Here is a 16,903-nt window from a genome sequence, read left to right as displayed (position 1 = left end):
GTTTTCGGCTACCACTCGCATTACTGTTGTGCATTGGCACCACTAATAATTTCTGAAATTTCACTGGTAACTTTTAATTGTCTTTGTTGATGATACTGTTGTTTCAAATCATCAATCATTTCTTCTGCATTATCTGTCGCACTTCGCATCGCATTCATTCGACTCGCATGTTCACTTGTTTTAGCGTCCATAATCGCACCATAAATTTGACTTTCTGCATATTGTGGCAATAACACATCTAAGAGCGCACTTTGATTGGGCTCAATCAAAAAGTCGACTGGAAATAAACTCGTTTCAATTTCTTCTTCGAGTTCTAAATCGGTTAAAGGCAAAATTTGCTCAGCACGAAATTGAGTTGTCATCGCATTAATATGGTGGTTATAACAAACATACAATGCGTCAAATACTTGTTTTTTAAATAATTTTACAGCTTTTCTTACAATACGTGAAACTTCTATAAAGCTCGGTTGGTCTGTTAGATGATGCAATTCATACGCAATTTCATATCCCTCTTCCCGACAATATTTTGCAATCGGCTCTCCAATTGCTAATACCACCACTTCGTCTTTACTTTGATGATCATCTTTTAACATGGTATCCGTCGCTTTTATGATTGAAGTATTATAACCACCGGCTAACCCTTTATCCGATGTGATAATCAAATAACCTGTTCGTTTGATTGGACGTTCAATTAACAAATCGTTAAAATTAATGTCTTTCACTTCATCAACGTCCATTGGGACTCCGTCATCTAGCAAGTCAAATTGTTGCTTTCCAAGCACTGCAACCATCTGTTTTACCTTTTGTGCATATTCAAAATACTTCACAGATTCTTGTACCATTCGATTATATTTTGATGCTGATACCATACGCATGGCATTCGTTATTTGTGCAGTCTTTCGCGTAGAGTCTATTCTTTTTCTAATTTGATTTAACGACATAACTCACGCTCCTTTTCTGTTCATCCTTAACCCATTGAACTGACATGTTCATCTAAGATAGAAGTCATCAAATCATCTTCAGGCATACGACCATTGCGGCGAATATCACGCAAGATGACTTCGTATCGATTTTCTAAAAATTCAAATAACGACGCTTCATAGTCACGAATATCCGATATTGAAACACCGTCTAAATAACCATGGTTCAGAGCATAGAATAGAATAATTTGTTTTTCAACACTCACTGGTCGATGTTGCGGTTGTTTTAATACTTCAACTGTACGGCGACCACGATTTAATCGTTTTTGTGTATAGGCATCTAAATCTGAACCAAACTGAGAAAATGCTTCTAACTCTCGGAAACTTGCTAAATCAATCCGCAAAGTACCCGAAACTTGTTTCATTGGTTTTAATTGTGCTGCCCCACCAACACGAGATACAGAAAGTCCGGCATTAATCGCTGGTCGAACACCCGAATGGAACAAATCGCTCTCTAAAAATATTTGTCCGTCTGTAATCGAAATAATATTCGTTGGAATGTATGCTGAAATATCTCCCGCCTGTGTTTCAACAATTGGTAATGAAGTAATTGAGCCACCACCAAGTGCATCAGATAACTTAGCTGAGCGTTCTAATAAACGAGAGTGTAAATAGAACACGTCCCCTGGATAAGCTTCACGTCCCGGTGGACGTTTCAATAACAAACTCATTTCACGATAAGCAGCAGCCTGTTTTGATAAATCATCATAAATAATCAATACATGTTTACCAGAATACATAAACTCTTCTGCTATAGCAGTCGCAGCATACGGTGCTAAATAAAGTAATGGTGCTGGTTGCGATGCACTCGCACTCATCACAATGGTGTACTCCATTGCACCAAAACTTTGTAACGTATTCACAATATTTTTTACCGTTGATTCTTTTTGACCAATCGCAACATAGATACAAAGAACATCTTGTCCCTTTTGATTCAAAATAGCATCAACAGCTAGGGTTGTTTTCCCTGTTTTACGGTCACCAATAATCAACTCACGTTGACCTCTTCCAATTGGCACTAATGAATCAATTGCTTTAATTCCGGTTTGCAATGGTTGATGTACACTTTGACGCTCCATAATTCCTGGTGCATCAGCCTCAACTGGTCGGCTCTTAGACGATTGAATTTCACCTAATCCGTCAATTGCTTCACCCAATGGATTCACAACACGACCTAATAATCCATTTCCTACCGGTACTTCCATAATACGATTCATACGGCGAACTAAATCCCCCTCATGAATCGTAACATAGTCTCCAAAAATGATAATCCCAACATCATTGGATTCTAAGTTTTGTACCATTCCTTTTGTTCCATTAGCGAATTCTACCATTTCACCAATCATTACATTTTCTAAACCATTGGCTCTTGCAATTCCATCTCCAATATATGTAATCGTACCGATTTCTTCGATAGAACCTTCTGCATGGAACAGACGAATTTGTTGGCGTAATCGTTCATCTAAACGTTCTAAACTCATCTTTATCCTCCTTATTTCTGAAATGACTTCTACTTTCTTTATGTTCTCACATTTACTTTAGTAGATACATTTCAGAGCGCTCCTTGTCGCACTATGTTCATTTAAGTTATCACAAAATATCTGCGTATTAATATTTTATTAGTAACGCCAATTTCGTTCTAAATGACGGCGTAGCTCTCGCAATGTTTTTTGTCCACTTACTTCATAGAAGAAACTTTCACTTTGAAGACGAATTCCTGTAATTAAGTTTGAATCCACTACCGTCGTAATCCGTCGTAATTTTTTATTTGTTTTTTCAATAAATTTGCGAACAATGATTTCTTTCTCTTCTTCAGTTAATTCAACAGCTGACGTAATCATCAATATTTCAGGTCGATCATTCGAATGAAAAGCTGATTTTCTCCCAGCAGAAGTTACTTGGGTCATTAACTTTTCAAGCAATGAATCTTCATAATGTTCTCTATCAATCCCTTTATTTTCTACTGAATCTAAAGTTTCTTGCACTTGTTCTTGTTGAAGTTTCTTCAAAAGTAAATTTTCATGTGTCTTCACTCGTTCAACACGCGCAGTTTCAGTTTTTGTTTGTTTTTCTGTCATGTTAAATCATCCATTCCATGAATAAATTCTTCGACAAGACGGTGATAATCAGCATTAGTAATTTCACGATGTAAAATTTTCTCTGCGATTTCAATTGCAATATCTGTCAACTCGCCTTTCACTTCATTTAAGATACGTGTACGCTCTTGAGCTGCTTCTTGTTCAGCTGCTTCACGCATACGAGCGATGTCTTCTTTAGCATCTTTAATCATCGTATCTTGCACTTGTAAGGCTTGTTTTTTAGCATTCATAATAATTTGTGTTGCTTCATGACGAGCATCTTTTAATAATTGTTGTGCCTCTTGTTTCGCTTTAATACTTTCTTCTTTTGCATGAGCAGCGTCAGCTAAATCATCTTGAATAATTTGATGACGTTTCCCCAACGTTTTCATAAATGGTTGCCACGTAAAATGCTTGACAATCAATAATAAAATAACGAAAGCAACCATTGTGACAATCGTATTTCCCAATGCAGTGTTCGGTGACTCAGTTGTTGTTAATAATAGTGCAACAAACATATCATCCCTCCTATTTCAGTTGACCTTTCTACATTTTCGTTTCTATCTGAAAACTAAAATAAACGCAATAACAACAGCCATAATTGGCACAGCCTCGATTAACCCTACACCAAGGAACATTGTCATACGTAATTTACCTTCTAATTCTGGTTGTCTTGCAATCGATTCAATTGTTTTTGAGATAACCATTCCGTTTCCGATTGACGCTGACAACGCAGCGATAGCAACAGCAATAGCAGCAGCAATAGCATTCATAAAATATATTCTCCTTTTTCTTTTAAAATTTTATAGAAATTAAACAAACTTATTCATGTTCAGTTTCTACTTTATGAGATAGATAGACCATCGTCAGAGTTACAAAAATATAGGCTTGAATCGCTCCGATAAAGATTGAAAAGCCTTGCCAAATCATTTGTAATGGTAAACCTATTACCCAAGTTAACGAACCTTTCAAATTCGCTAAACCTGCGATTAACCCCAGTAACACTTCACCTGCAAAAATATTTCCGTAAAGACGCAATGCTAAAGTTAAAGCATTGGTAAATTCTTCGACAATCTTAATTGGAAATAAAAATGACGATGGCTGCATGTAACTGTTTTTTACATACGATTTGAACCCAAGATTATTCACACCGATAAAGTGTGATAACAAAATCATAAGTAGTGCCAGTGACAAACACACTATCGGATCAGCCGTTGGACTTCGCCATAATGAGAAATGTCCGACATGTAATAATAGCGGCAACCCAATCATATTCGACATAAAGATGAACAATAGCAATGTTAATCCTAATAATTGAAAGTTTTGGGCTCCATGGTCATCAATCGCACCACCGACCACTCCACGAACAAAGTCAATTAATGTTTCCATTACGAGTTGGGGTTTACTTGGCGAATCAACTGATAAATTTTGCGCTGTCCAAACACAGAAGATTAAAATTAATATCACCGTTGCAAGCACAGCTAATAGGGTGTTTAGACCAAATGCGATACCAAACACCTGAAACACTACCGTCTCTTCCAAATCTATCCTTCCTTTCTTTTAGCCTTTTTGAATTTATTCAAAAATAGCATCTAATATTATTTTGTTGACTAAAGAATATAAAAACTAGTCACAAATCCATTTCATAGTTTACCACTTTAAGTCCGATAAAACAAACTTTCTAAGCGATTTCACGCTAAAAATATTTTTATAAAAATATCTGAAAATATATTGACCGCTCAATAAATATCTCAACTTCATTTTGCATCACTCTAGCATTTCAAAGTCTACCCTTTAAATCTATCGTTAATAACCACCTTATTCTATGTTCAACGTGGAAAGCATCGTTCATATAAATCAAAAAATATTTTAATTTCTACTTATTTAATAGCAAAACATCATTCTACTTTTTTCGACATTTGTCGCATAAAGTAAAATGATGTAAATTGTTTTAATTAAAATTCAATTGTTTCGTGTTCAATCAATACTCGATTAGGTGACGGTACTACCCCGCTCGACATCCATTGGTCTAGCAGTCGAATTGTTTCATATCCAAGATTAAGAGCCCTAATATTCATACTAATCATTTGACTGTGCCCCAATAGACTTGTTCGATGAGATTGAAATGTAGCAATCGGAACATCACAATCGGTCAATTGATGCCAACGATTGATAAAACCTGCTGCTACCAATTCATCAGCGATAACCCAAGCTTCAACTTCCGGATGCTGATATAGTCGCTCTGCCAATTTTTCGCCATCTTCTTTTAAAAAATCAAACCCATTAATCGTATAGGCATCATTTACATCAAGATTGTGCTGCAACAACGCTTTTTTATACCCCATATATCTATCTTTAATAAAATTCTGCTCTTGCTGTCCACCTAAAAATCCGATTTTACGATACCCTTTTTCAATTAATCGAGTTGTGGCATCACATGATAATTCTTGATTATCATTATCAACCGTACAAGCATCTGTATAAAATACTTTTCCAATAATCACGTGTGGAAAATTTCGCTCTACAACAAATCGAAGCACTGGGTCATCGTCTTCTGCATATAGAAAAATAACCCCTGCCACTTGGCGACCAAAAATCATATTTTGCACATGCTCTTTTCTTTCTTCAATTGACTGTCCTGTCGTCAATAAAAGTGAGTAACCTAATTTTGTTGCTTCGGCATTTATCCCTCGTAAAACTGTTGGAAAAAACGGATTTTGGTAGAAAGCATCCGTCGCATTCGGTAAGATTAATCCTAATGTGCTTGATTTTTTACTCGCTAAACTTCGTGCATTTAAGTTTGGAAAATAATTCAATTCTTGCATCACATTTCGCACTAATTCTTTTGTTTGTTCACTAATCGAATCACTATTTTGAATGACTCGTGTAACGGTTGACGGTGCTACCCCCGCTTTTTTTGCTACATCTTTAATTGTTACCACCAAAATCCCCCCTCTCACCGATTCATTATATCACAACATCATTGCCATTTGCTTGTATTATCAATGATTTCAGCAAAATTTCACTTAAAAAATCACTTCGAACTCTTCTATTATTTTGTGATTTATATCAAATTTAAATTTTTTTCAATTTACCGGTAACAAATCAACGAAATCGTTTGCGTCATCAATTTTTTATCATTATAATAAGGACGTAAACAAAATAGTATTTCTCAATTGATGCTGAGAAAAATAGGAGGGTTAATTATGACACGATCAAGTGGTGTGCTCATGCATATTTCATCATTACCAAATCAATTTGGAATTGGTACTTTTGGAAAATCTGCATACGATTTTGTCGATTTTTTAGTAGAAAGCAAACAAACTTATTGGCAAATTTTACCATTAGGAACAACGAGCTACGGTGATTCTCCGTATCAGTCATTTTCTGCATTTGCTGGTAATACACATTTTATTGACTTTGATTTATTAGCTGAAAAAGGTTACTTAAATCATTCTGACTACAATACCGTTGATTTTGGCTCAAATGCCGAGACAGTAGATTATGGTCAAATATTTGTACAACGTCGCCCTATTCTTGAGTTGGCAGTGAAAAACTTTTTATCTTCGAATGATACTGAAGCATTTGAACGCTTTGTAGAAGAAAACAATCACTGGTTACAACCTTATGTTGAATACATGGCAATCAAAGAACATTTCGGCTTGAGAGCATGGAATGAATGGGATGAAGACATTCGTCTACGTCAACCAGAAGCATTAGCACATTATACAAACTTATTGAGTGATGAAATGAATTATCATCGTGTCACACAATTTTTCTTCTTTGAACAATGGTTAGCTTTGAAGCAATACGCTAATGAACATCATATTCAAATTATTGGAGATATGCCGATTTATGTTGCGGCTGATTCCGTTGAAATGTGGACAACACCTCAATTATTTAAAGTTAGTGAAATACTTGAACCGACGGTCGTTGCAGGATGTCCACCAGATGAATTTTCAGATGACGGACAATACTGGGGTAATCCTATTTACAATTGGGATTACATGGAACAAGACCAATACGCTTGGTGGGTGTTACGTTTGAAAGAAAGTTTCAAAATTTATGACCAAGTGCGTATTGACCATTTCAGAGGCTTTGAGTCTTATTGGGAAGTGCCATTCGGCTCTCCAACAGCTGCCTATGGTAAATGGGTTAAAGGACCAGGCTTAAAATTATTCAATCGAATTAAAGAAGAATTAGGTGAATTAAATATTATCGCAGAAGATTTAGGCTTTTTAACACAAGAAGTTATCGACATGCGAGACGGTACTGGATTCCCTGGAATGCGTATTTTACAATTTGGATTCGGTGGTAGTGATTCATTAGATTTGCCACATAATTATGTCCAAAATACGATTAGTTATTTAGGTACACATGATAATGAAACGGTGACAGGTTGGTATCAATCCACAAATCCAGCCAATGCAGCACAAGCTGATCATTATACAAACCGTAAAGATAATGAAACTATTGCTGAAGCGATGAACCGTACATTATCTGCGTCTATCAGCAATCAAGTCATCTTCACAATGCAAGATTTATTAGATTTAGATAATACAGCTCGTATGAATACACCGTCAACCATTGGTATTAACTGGTTATGGCGTATGAAAGAAGATGCGATTACACCTGATGTTGTTGCAAAATTAAAGGATTATACACTTACATATTTCCGAGCAAATCCAAATTTAATTGATTAACAAAGAAAAAATCATCTGAAAACGATTAAAATTTTATTTTTTCAAATAGATAGACAAAAAAGAATATTCTTTTAAATGTTTTTATGATACACTGTATCGCATATTCAAACGTTAAAGGATTATGGCAGTTTATCTCGCTAACAAAACGGGATTCACTGCCAATCTCGTTTGACAATATAATATTTCAAAGGAGTTAAACATGACTTTAGTAGCAAATTACGCAAAAAATTTATATTTAAAATCAATTGCTGATTGTTCAGAGCAAGAATTATATCATATATTATTCAAAATTGTTCGTGACCGTTCAGAGCAATTACCGACGCATCATTCAAGGAAGAAATTATATTATTTCTCAGCTGAATTTTTAATTGGTAAATTACTTAGCAATAATTTATTGAACTTAGGTATTTATGATGAAGTTCAAGCTGAATTAACAGCAGCTGGTAAAAATATGATGGATATTGAACAAGCTGAAAACGAACCGTCTTTAGGAAATGGTGGTTTAGGGCGTTTGGCAGCCTGTTTCGTAGATTCAATCGCAACACTTGGTTTAAATGGTGATGGAATTGGATTGAACTATCATTTTGGTTTATTCCGCCAAGTGTTTAATCAAAATCAACAAAATGCAATTCCAGACCCTTGGTTAACTGAAAAAAATTGGGTTGCAAAAGCAGAACAACGTTATACTGTGCCGTTCAAACACTTTGAGCTAACTTCAACACTTTATAATTTAGACGTACTAGGTTATGGACAAGATAAAAAGACACGTTTACGTTTATTCGATTTAGATTCTATTAATAGCGATATTATCCATGATGGCATTCAATTCGATAAAGGGAATATTTTTGAGAACTTAACTTTATTCTTGTACCCTGATGATTCTGACCATGCTGGTGAATTATTACGTATTTATCAACAATATTTTATGGTATCAAATGGAGCTCAATTAATTTTAGAAGAAGCAGTAGCAAAAGGAAGTAACTTACATGACTTAGCCGATTATGCTGTTATTCAAATTAATGACACTCACCCTGCCCTTGTAATTCCTGAAATGATTCGTTTATTAACGGAACGTGGTATTGAAATGGATGAAGCCATTGAAATTGTCCGTTCAATGACTGCATTTACAAACCATACTATTTTGGCAGAGGCTTTAGAAAAATGGCCATTACATGATTTAGAAGAAGTTGTGCCTCAATTGATTCCTATTATTCATATTTTGGATGAAAAAATGAAAGAGCAATATCCTAATAATCCAGCCGTAACGATTATTGATGAATACTCACGTGTTCACATGGCTCATTTATCAATTCATTATGGATACAGTGTCAACGGTGTAGCAGCATTGCATACCGATATTTTGAAAAAATCAGAATTGAAAGCTTTTTATGATTTATATCCTGAAAAATTCAATAATAAAACAAACGGGATTACTTTCCGTCGTTGGTTAATGGATGCCAATCCACAATTAGCTAAATTATTAGATAACACGATTGGTACACAATGGCGTAAAGACAGCAATTTAGAAGCATTACTTGACTATATCGATGATGAAAATGTCATCAACGAATTACGTGCGATTAAGCATAATAATAAAAAAGCCTTACAAGAACGTTTGAAAACTACACAAGGCATTAGTATTAATACACATTCAATTATTGATGTTCAAATTAAACGTATGCATGAGTATAAACGTCAACAAATGTTAGCTTTATATATTATTCATAAATATTTTGCTATTAAAAATGGTCAAATACCAGCAACGCCAATCACAATTATTTTTGGTGGTAAAGCAGCACCGGCTTATACAATTGCGCAAGATGTCATTCATTTAATCTTAAATTTATCTGAAATTATTGCTAATGACCCAGAAGTAAGCCCACACTTACAAGTTGTCATGATTGAAAACTACAATGTAACAGCAGCTACTTACTTAATTCCAGCTGCGAACATTTCAGAGCAAATTTCATTAGCATCTAAAGAAGCATCTGGTACAGGTAATATGAAATTCATGTTAAACGGTGCTTTAACACTGGGTACCTTAGACGGTGCTAACGTGGAGATTCATCAATTAGTAGGTGATGAGAATATTACAATTTTTGGTAAAGAAAGTGACGAAATCATCCATTTATATGAAACAAATGGTTATGTTGCACATGACTACTATCAACGAGATGCTATCAAACCATTAGTTGATTTCATTGTGAGTGAAGAAATGCTTGCAGTAGGTAATTCAGATCGCCTATATCGTTTGCACAATGAATTGATTCATAAAGATTGGTTCATGACCTTAATCGATTTAGAAGAATTTATTGAAGCCAAAGAAAAAATGTATGCTGAATACGAAGATTACAATTTGTGGTTACGTAAATCATTAGTCAATATCGCCAAAGCAGGATACTTCTCTGCCGACCGCACAATCAATGACTATAACGAAGATATTTGGCATTTAGAAAAAGCATAGTAATTTACCCCAGCGAACATTCTACAATCGCTGGGGTTCTATATATTTTTTAAACTAAAATTTCAACAAAACGTTGAACCATTTGAGCCGATACTCTACCTGCTTCAATAACAAACTCATCAAATGACATTGTTGCTACTTCATCAGCACTATCACTAATAGCTCGAATAATAACGAATGGTACACCTAAGACGTGAGCCGTCTGTGCAATAGCTGCCGACTCCATTTCACATGCTAACGCTTTGGGGAAATCAGCTTTAATCGCTTTTACTTTATCAGCATGGTTAACAAATGTATCCCCCGACACAATCAAACCTAACGCAGGCTCAATATCCAATAATCGACATGCTTGTTTTGCCACACGCAAATAATCACTGTCTGAATAATAATAAGCTGGCATACCTGCCATTTGCCCTTTTTCATACCCAAATCCAGTCACATCAACATCATGATGACTCAAGCGGTCAGCAATCACTACACTCCCAACCTTTAAGCCAGAATGCAATGCTCCTGCAGTCCCAGTATTAATAATCATATCAACCGCAAAATGTTGCACTAACAAGGTTGTGATAATACTCGCATTCACTTTCCCAATTCCAGACTGAACTAGCACTACCTCATGAGCACCCAACTTGCCTACAATAAAAGATTGTTGATACAATACTTGTTCGGCACTCTCTTGAATCGCTAATTTCAGCGAACGAATTTCTTCTTCCATTGCTCCAATAATTCCGATTTTCATATATTCCTCCAAATATTATACTAAAAATGCAATTAACAATACGGCTAACAATAAAACACCTACAATAATAATCCCATTAGTCAAAAATTTATCAATTCGAGCATGATACTTGCTACGTCGTCCTCTGATACTGTTTTCGTTTGATATTATCGGTGAATCATTATCAAATTCTTCATTTTCAAATGCCTCGTCCATTCTATCATAGATAATCGTATCGTCATCAAAATTATCATTTAGTTGATACTCATCTTCTGCTCGCTCTAGTAAGCGATTGATTTGCTCCTTTTCTAATTCTTCTCTTGTTTTAAAATGCATTATGCATCACCCTTTTCCGTTGTACCTAACCAATATTGTAAGGCAAATAATGTCTTCAAATCGATTATTTCACCAGATTGAATCATCATTCGAATTTCTTGCTTTGTAAATTTATGAACCGTTACATTTTCATTCTCATCTTGTGCAAGTGGATTTTCTACCTTACTTAAATCAGTAGCATGAAATAGTGTAATCTGTTCATCTAAATACCCTGGTGAAACATAGAATGTAGAAATTTCACGCCACTGCTCTGCTTGATAAGCTGTTTCTTCTTCCAATTCACGCTTTGCACCAACTAAGGAAGCCTCTAAACCACCTTGCTCCATATCCAGTAAACCAGCAGGAATTTCATAAATTTCACGTGCAATTGCAGGACGATATTGTTTTACTAAGACTACCTTATCTTCATCAGTTGCTAACACACAAACTGCAGGCAAATGATGAATAATTTCACGTTCAACGATAACTCCAGTATCTAAACGTAATTGATTCACATAAAGCTGCATAATATGTCCGTCAAAAATTTGATTCGATGACACTAAACGTTCATCTTGCTGACTTAAAATCGACTCTCTATTTGTTTTCATTTGGTATACTCCTTATTTTACTCCGGTGGTGTATTACAAACTACTTATTATCACACTATATACTATATAAATTTCTACCCACCGAAGACGATTTAGCTCAATAACTTTACTTTACCGAATTATTCACTATCATGCAAGAAATTCCATTGAAACAACAGAAAATCTCTTCTTCTGCAAAAAAAGAGAGCCAAAGGGCTCCCTTACAGTTCAATTATTGTGCGTATGGCTCTTCAGCTGTTAACTCAAGGTCAGCTAATGATAAGTCTGAACCTACTTTAATATCGTAGTTTTTCACACGGTTGTTAACGGCTACTACACTATAACGGTATAATGTTGGAATGATCGGTAATTCATCCATGAAGTATGTTTGCCATTCTTTATAAGCATTCTTACGGAATTCTTCATCAAACGCTTCGTCTGAGTTAAGCGCAGCTAATAATTTCTCGTGCTCATCAGTTGTCCAACGGCTGAAGTTGAATGCTGCTTCACGACCGAATAAATCAGTTGGGTTAGGGTCACCACCGATACTAAATGCAGCTTGGAATACTTGAATTTTTGGCTCATCTTTCTTAATTGCATCGTAGAATGCGTTAAACTCCATTAATTGACCATCAACTAATTCAACTTTAACACCTAACTCTGCCCATTGTTGCATATAGTATTCAGCTAAAGGTTGTGCAATTTCGCCACCAGACATTGAAGCAAAACCTAAAGTGAATGGTTTACCTTCTTTATCTTCAACAAATCCGTCGCCGTCTGCATCTTTATATCCTGCATCTGCTAAAATTTGTTTTGCTTTTTCCATGTCATAAGGATACCCTTCGCTTGATGCATCAAAGTATTCTTTGAAGTTTGGTGTAATTGGTGAAGTTGCTCTCCAACGTAAACCATTGTAGAAACGCTCACCAATCGCATCATTATCAATCGCATAAGCCATTGCTTGACGTAATGCTTTATCTGATTGTACTAATGTTTCGTCTGTAACGTTCTTATCATCTTCAAATTTACCTAATTTAAATCCGATATAAGTGAAAGCATTTTGAACATCACCTAAAATTTGCATATTTGTAGAATCTTTGTAAACTTCGTATTGGTCAGCTGGTAATGAAGCCACGTCATAACGCCCTGCTTGCATTTCAGCAATCGCTGTCGCATCACTAACAACATCTAATTGTACACCGTCAATTTTTGGTTTACCTTTCCAGTAGTATTCGTTTGCTTCATAAGTAACAGATTCACCTGGAACTACTTTTGTAATACGGAATGCACCCATACCTACTGGGTTAACACGTACTTTTTCGTGGTCTAATAATTCACCAACTGGAATGTCTTTTAAGTAATGTTCTGGTTCGATATAAGATAATACCCCACCACCAGCTTGTAACATTGAGTTAGGGAAGTTTTTATATGTTACACGTAAAGTATAATCATCCACACGCTCTAAACCAGAGATTTCTTCTGCATCACCATTGTGGTATTCTTCCATACCCACAACATTAGAAACAGCCTCGCTATAACGTACACCTTGATAATCTTTATGTCCGATAACATAATATGGGAAGATAACGTCATCAATTGAAATTGGTTCGCCGTCACTCCATTTTTGTCCTTCAGGGATTTTAATCGTTACTTGTTTATTTTCACGATCAAACTCAATTTTTGCAAAACCTGAATCATCAATTAAAAAGTTTTCATCGTAGCCATATAGACCATCTTGAATGAAGCCAAGAATAATTGCATCTGGGTTTGCATCATAAAGCATTTGGTTTAATACACCAGAAAATGGTGAACCAACTAATGCATAACGTAATACTCCACCTTCAATTGACTCTTCCTCATTCGATACTTGTGTTGACAATTGAACAGATTGTGCTGAAACTGTTGCAACAGCTGGCCCAGTAAAGACTGAAGATAGTAATAGTGCCGAAGCTCCTAATACGAATAATTTTCTTAAAGATTTTCTCATATTTACCCTCCTGTTTGGTTGTTACTGATTTATGTTCCTATATTAACTTAATTTAAATTAAAATGCAATAGGTTTATGAGTAAATTTTTATTTTCTCTAATAAAAAACTCATTTTATGATTTTGTCGCAATTTGGGTATCTTATGTTAATTTTTATTTTTACTTCTCTTATTGTAAAAAAAAGAGAGCCACATGGCCCTCTTTCATCTCAATTATTGTGCGTATGGTTCTTCTGCTGTTAATTCAAGGTCAGCTAATGATAATTCTGAACCTACTTTAATATCGTAGTTTTTCACACGGTTGTTAACAGCTGTTACACTGTAACGATATAATGTTGGAATGATTGGCAATTCTTCCATGAAGTATTCTTGCCATTCATTATATGCTTTTTTACGGAAATCTTCATTGAAAGCATCATCTGAATTAATTGCTGCTAATAAGCGTTCATTTTCTTCAGTTGTCCAACGAGCAAAGTTAAATCCAGCTTCTTTACTATAGAAATCAGATGGGTTAGGGTCACCACCGATACCATAAGCAGCTTGATATACTTGAATTTTTGGCTCATCTTTTTTGATTGCTTCATAGAATGCGTTAAATTCCATTAATTGTCCGTCAACTAATTCTACTTTAATTCCGATTTCAGCCCATTGTTGCATATAGTATTCAGCAATTGGTTGTGCTGTTTCACCACCAGACATTGAAGCAAAACCTAAAGTGAATGGTTTACCATTTTTATCTTCAACAAATCCGTCGCCGTCTGCATCTTTATATCCTGCATCTGCTAAAATTTGTTTTGCTTTTTCAACATCATAAGGATAACCTTCAATTGAGTCGTCATGGTATTCTTTGAAGTTTGGTGTAATTGGTGAAGTTGCTCTCCAACGTAAACCATTGTAGAAACGCTCACCAATCGCATCATTATCAATCGCATAAGCCATTGCTTGACGTAATGCTTTATCTGCTTGCACTACTGAATCATCTGATACAACTCTACCGTCTTCCATTTTACCTAATTTAAATCCGATATAAGTGAATGCATTTTGAACATCACCTAAAATTTGCATATTGGTAGAATCTTTATAAACTTCATATTGGTCAGCTGGCAATGAAGCTACATCATAACGTCCTGCTTGCATTTCAGCAATCGCTGTTGCATCACTTACAACGTCTAATTGAACACCATCAACTTTTGGTTTACCTTTCCAATAGTATTCATTTGGTTCAAAGGTTACAGATTCTCCAGGAACAATTTTCGTTACACGGAATGCACCCATACCAATAGGGTTAACACGTACTTTATCAGAATCTAATAATTCAGCAACAGGAACATCTTTTAAGTAGTGTTCTGGCTCAATATTATTTAAAATACCCCCACCAGCTTGTAACATTGAGTTAGGGAAGTTTTTGTAAGTAACACGCAATGTATAATCATCCACACGTTCCAAACCCGAAATCTTATCAGTTTCACCTTTATGGTATTCTTCCATACCAACAACATTTTCTAGTGCCTCTCCATAACGAACACCTGGATAATCTTTATGTCCAATAACATAATATGGGAAAATCACATCATCTATCGTCAAATCTTCTCCGTCGCTCCATTTTTGTCCTTCAGGAATTTTAATTGTTACTTGTTTGTTTTCACGATCAAACTCAATTTTTGCAAAGCCTGAATCATTAATTAAAAAGTTCTCATCATATCCATATAAACTATCTTGTAAAAATCCAAGAATAACTGCATCAGGTTGTGCATCAAAAAGCATTTGGTTCAATACCCCTGGAAATGCTGACCCTACTAATGCATAACGGAAGATTCCACCTTCAATGGACTCTTCATTATTTGTAACTTTTGTCGATAATTCTACAGACTGTGCGGATACATTAACAATTGACGGTGTTACAACAGAAGATAGTGCTAATACAGATGCACTTAATGCGAAAAATTTTATAAGCGATTTTTTCATTGTTCTCCTCCAAAAAAATGTTTTTTTATTATAAAATTAATCATACATCACAGGTAAAATTAATACAAGTTAATTTTTTGTAGATAACACAAATTTTAACCAACATCTAATTTTTATTTCGCTGTTTATCACTTAAAATTAATAAACGCAATATATTCATATTCCCTACCTAAAATTACTTCTATTTATTAGTATCATTATCATTATTCATGCCACTAAAATAATGACACTTATCGCTCTTGCACCTTTACTCATTCGCACCTACACTCATAATTCTCTCATTAAGTACAGCACAAAAAAGACGAGTATGATTGCACCAATCTTCTCGTCTGATTTATTTTTATTATGCTTCTGGCTGTTGTTCTGTCAATAGAACTGGCCCGTCGGCCGTAATTACAAGCGAATGTTCAAACTGAGCACAATACCCACCGTCACGAGTACGAGCTGTCCACCCATTATTATCCATTTTCATCTGCCACGTTCCCATTGTAATCATCGGCTCAATGGTAATCGTCATACCCTCTTTCAAACGCAAGCCTTTACCAGCTAGTCCATAATGTGGTACTTGTGGCTCTTCATGAATACTTGGCCCAATGCCATGTCCGATAAAATCACGGACAACACCATAACCTTTTGATTCTGCGTACGTTTGAATAGCGTGACCGATGTCGCCAATACGATTTCCTACTTTTGCTTGTGCAATACCAAGATACATCGCTTCTTTTGTTACATCCATTAATGCTTGGTGTTCTGGACTAATCTCACCGACAGCATAGCACCAACAACTATCCGAAATCGCACCATTTAAGTCAACACAGAAATCAACTTTTACAATGTCACCTGCTTTTAGTGCATAGTTTGACGGAAAACCATGACAAATTTCATCATTCACACTGGTACAAGTCGCATATTTATACCCCTCATAACCAATTTGAGCTGCGATCGCCCCACCTTTTTCAATTTCCTTTTGTACAAATTGGTCAATTTGTGCAGTTGTCACGCCTGGTTTAATCAAATCTCTTAATTTAACATGTATTGACGCTAATAATGCACCCGACTCTTTCATCATTTCGATTTCTCGTTCTGATTTTAATGTAATCATTCT

At 35.4% G+C, this 16,903-nt stretch carries 15 protein-coding genes; 2 read left to right on the top strand and 13 right to left on the bottom strand.

The genetic code is table 11. The features are described 5' to 3' along the window. Window positions 1-20 precede the first annotated feature (20 nt). The 7 genes from atpG to JDW14_02920 form a co-directional block, all read right to left on the bottom strand. On the bottom strand, window positions 21-941 hold the full coding sequence (gene atpG / locus JDW14_02950; GenBank protein QQD66098.1) for an ATP synthase F1 subunit gamma: 921 nt from the start codon (window positions 939-941) through the stop codon (window positions 21-23). A 26-nt stretch (window positions 942-967) separates the two neighbouring features. Further along, the gene (locus JDW14_02945; protein QQD66097.1) at window positions 968-2,461 is read right to left on the bottom strand and encodes a F0F1 ATP synthase subunit alpha; all 1,494 of its coding nucleotides are present in this window, start codon (window positions 2,459-2,461) and stop codon (window positions 968-970) included. Between the two features lie 138 nt (window positions 2,462-2,599). Further along, on the bottom strand, window positions 2,600-3,058 hold the full coding sequence (locus JDW14_02940; GenBank protein ID QQD66096.1) for a F0F1 ATP synthase subunit delta: 459 nt from the start codon (window positions 3,056-3,058) through the stop codon (window positions 2,600-2,602). After that, window positions 3,055-3,576: a F0F1 ATP synthase subunit B gene (atpF, locus tag JDW14_02935; protein ID QQD66095.1), complete on the bottom strand. Its 522-nt coding sequence runs from the start codon at window positions 3,574-3,576 to the stop codon at window positions 3,055-3,057. Before atpF ends, JDW14_02940 begins: the two co-directional genes overlap by 4 nt. A gap of 42 nt (window positions 3,577-3,618) precedes the next feature. Next, complete coding sequence (gene atpE / locus JDW14_02930; GenBank protein QQD66094.1) at window positions 3,619-3,831, bottom strand: F0F1 ATP synthase subunit C; 213 nt, start codon at window positions 3,829-3,831, stop codon at window positions 3,619-3,621. 49 nt (window positions 3,832-3,880) lie between these two features. Continuing rightward, a complete protein-coding gene (gene atpB, locus JDW14_02925) occupies window positions 3,881-4,600 on the bottom strand; it encodes a F0F1 ATP synthase subunit A (protein ID QQD66093.1) in 720 nt (239 codons plus the stop codon). Window positions 4,601-5,013: 413 nt separating this feature from the next. Beyond that, on the bottom strand, window positions 5,014-6,000 hold the full coding sequence (locus tag JDW14_02920; GenBank protein ID QQD66092.1) for a LacI family DNA-binding transcriptional regulator: 987 nt from the start codon (window positions 5,998-6,000) through the stop codon (window positions 5,014-5,016). Window positions 6,001-6,261: 261 nt separating this feature from the next. Between JDW14_02920 and malQ the strand changes: the two genes are divergently transcribed. Next, on the top strand, window positions 6,262-7,761 hold the full coding sequence (gene malQ, locus JDW14_02915; protein QQD66483.1) for a 4-alpha-glucanotransferase: 1,500 nt from the start codon (window positions 6,262-6,264) through the stop codon (window positions 7,759-7,761). Window positions 7,762-7,960: 199 nt separating this feature from the next. Beyond that, window positions 7,961-10,225 (top strand): glycogen/starch/alpha-glucan phosphorylase, encoded by a 2,265-nt coding sequence (locus JDW14_02910; protein ID QQD66091.1) that lies wholly within the window; start codon window positions 7,961-7,963, stop codon window positions 10,223-10,225. 49 nt (window positions 10,226-10,274) lie between these two features. Here the strand turns inward: JDW14_02910 and JDW14_02905 are convergent, their stop codons facing one another. The 6 genes from JDW14_02905 to map all read right to left on the bottom strand — a co-directional run bounded on the left by JDW14_02905 (window position 10,275) and on the right by map (window position 16,900). Then, a complete protein-coding gene (locus tag JDW14_02905) occupies window positions 10,275-10,967 on the bottom strand; it encodes a 5'-methylthioadenosine/adenosylhomocysteine nucleosidase (GenBank protein QQD66090.1) in 693 nt (230 codons plus the stop codon). Window positions 10,968-10,982: 15 nt separating this feature from the next. After that, window positions 10,983-11,282, bottom strand: coding sequence for a hypothetical protein (locus JDW14_02900; GenBank protein QQD66089.1), 300 nt, complete (start codon window positions 11,280-11,282; stop codon window positions 10,983-10,985). Beyond that, the gene (locus JDW14_02895) at window positions 11,282-11,869 is read right to left on the bottom strand and encodes an NUDIX hydrolase (GenBank protein QQD66088.1); all 588 of its coding nucleotides are present in this window, start codon (window positions 11,867-11,869) and stop codon (window positions 11,282-11,284) included. Before JDW14_02895 ends, JDW14_02900 begins: the two co-directional genes overlap by 1 nt. A gap of 211 nt (window positions 11,870-12,080) precedes the next feature. Then, window positions 12,081-13,835 carry an oligopeptide ABC transporter substrate-binding protein gene (locus JDW14_02890; protein ID QQD66087.1) on the bottom strand — a complete coding sequence of 585 codons (1,755 nt, stop codon included), beginning with the start codon at window positions 13,833-13,835 and terminating at the stop codon, window positions 12,081-12,083. Between the two features lie 211 nt (window positions 13,836-14,046). Then, on the bottom strand, window positions 14,047-15,798 hold the full coding sequence (locus JDW14_02885; GenBank protein ID QQD66086.1) for an oligopeptide ABC transporter substrate-binding protein: 1,752 nt from the start codon (window positions 15,796-15,798) through the stop codon (window positions 14,047-14,049). 343 nt (window positions 15,799-16,141) lie between these two features. Next, window positions 16,142-16,900 carry a type I methionyl aminopeptidase gene (gene map / locus JDW14_02880; protein ID QQD66085.1) on the bottom strand — a complete coding sequence of 253 codons (759 nt, stop codon included), beginning with the start codon at window positions 16,898-16,900 and terminating at the stop codon, window positions 16,142-16,144. Window positions 16,901-16,903 lie beyond the last annotated feature (3 nt).

The organism is Aerococcaceae bacterium zg-252, assembly GCA_016237705.1.
Classification (GTDB): domain Bacteria; phylum Bacillota; class Bacilli; order Lactobacillales; family Aerococcaceae; genus Globicatella; species Globicatella yangjingiae.
Note: the sequence above shows the minus strand (reverse complement) of the source record. Positions and strands in the feature narration are given on the sequence as shown.

What these genes read in the sequence shown, in the direction of transcription:
- JDW14_02900 (QQD66089.1), bottom strand. Translation starts at nt 11,282, where the DNA reads ATGCATTTTAAAACAAGAGAAGAATTAGAAAAGGAGCAAATCAATCGC.
- JDW14_02910 (QQD66091.1), top strand. Translation starts at nt 7,961, where the DNA reads ATGACTTTAGTAGCAAATTACGCAAAAAATTTATATTTAAAATCAATT.
- map (QQD66085.1), bottom strand. Translation starts at nt 16,900, where the DNA reads ATGATTACATTAAAATCAGAACGAGAAATCGAAATGATGAAAGAGTCG.
- JDW14_02885 (QQD66086.1), bottom strand. Translation starts at nt 15,798, where the DNA reads ATGAAAAAATCGCTTATAAAATTTTTCGCATTAAGTGCATCTGTATTA.
- atpE (QQD66094.1), bottom strand. Translation starts at nt 3,831, where the DNA reads ATGAATGCTATTGCTGCTGCTATTGCTGTTGCTATCGCTGCGTTGTCA.
- atpF (QQD66095.1), bottom strand. Translation starts at nt 3,576, where the DNA reads ATGTTTGTTGCACTATTATTAACAACAACTGAGTCACCGAACACTGCA.
- JDW14_02890 (QQD66087.1), bottom strand. Translation starts at nt 13,835, where the DNA reads ATGAGAAAATCTTTAAGAAAATTATTCGTATTAGGAGCTTCGGCACTA.
- atpG (QQD66098.1), bottom strand. Translation starts at nt 941, where the DNA reads ATGTCGTTAAATCAAATTAGAAAAAGAATAGACTCTACGCGAAAGACT.
- JDW14_02945 (QQD66097.1), bottom strand. Translation starts at nt 2,461, where the DNA reads ATGAGTTTAGAACGTTTAGATGAACGATTACGCCAACAAATTCGTCTG.
- JDW14_02905 (QQD66090.1), bottom strand. Translation starts at nt 10,967, where the DNA reads ATGAAAATCGGAATTATTGGAGCAATGGAAGAAGAAATTCGTTCGCTG.
- JDW14_02895 (QQD66088.1), bottom strand. Translation starts at nt 11,869, where the DNA reads ATGAAAACAAATAGAGAGTCGATTTTAAGTCAGCAAGATGAACGTTTA.
- JDW14_02940 (QQD66096.1), bottom strand. Translation starts at nt 3,058, where the DNA reads ATGACAGAAAAACAAACAAAAACTGAAACTGCGCGTGTTGAACGAGTG.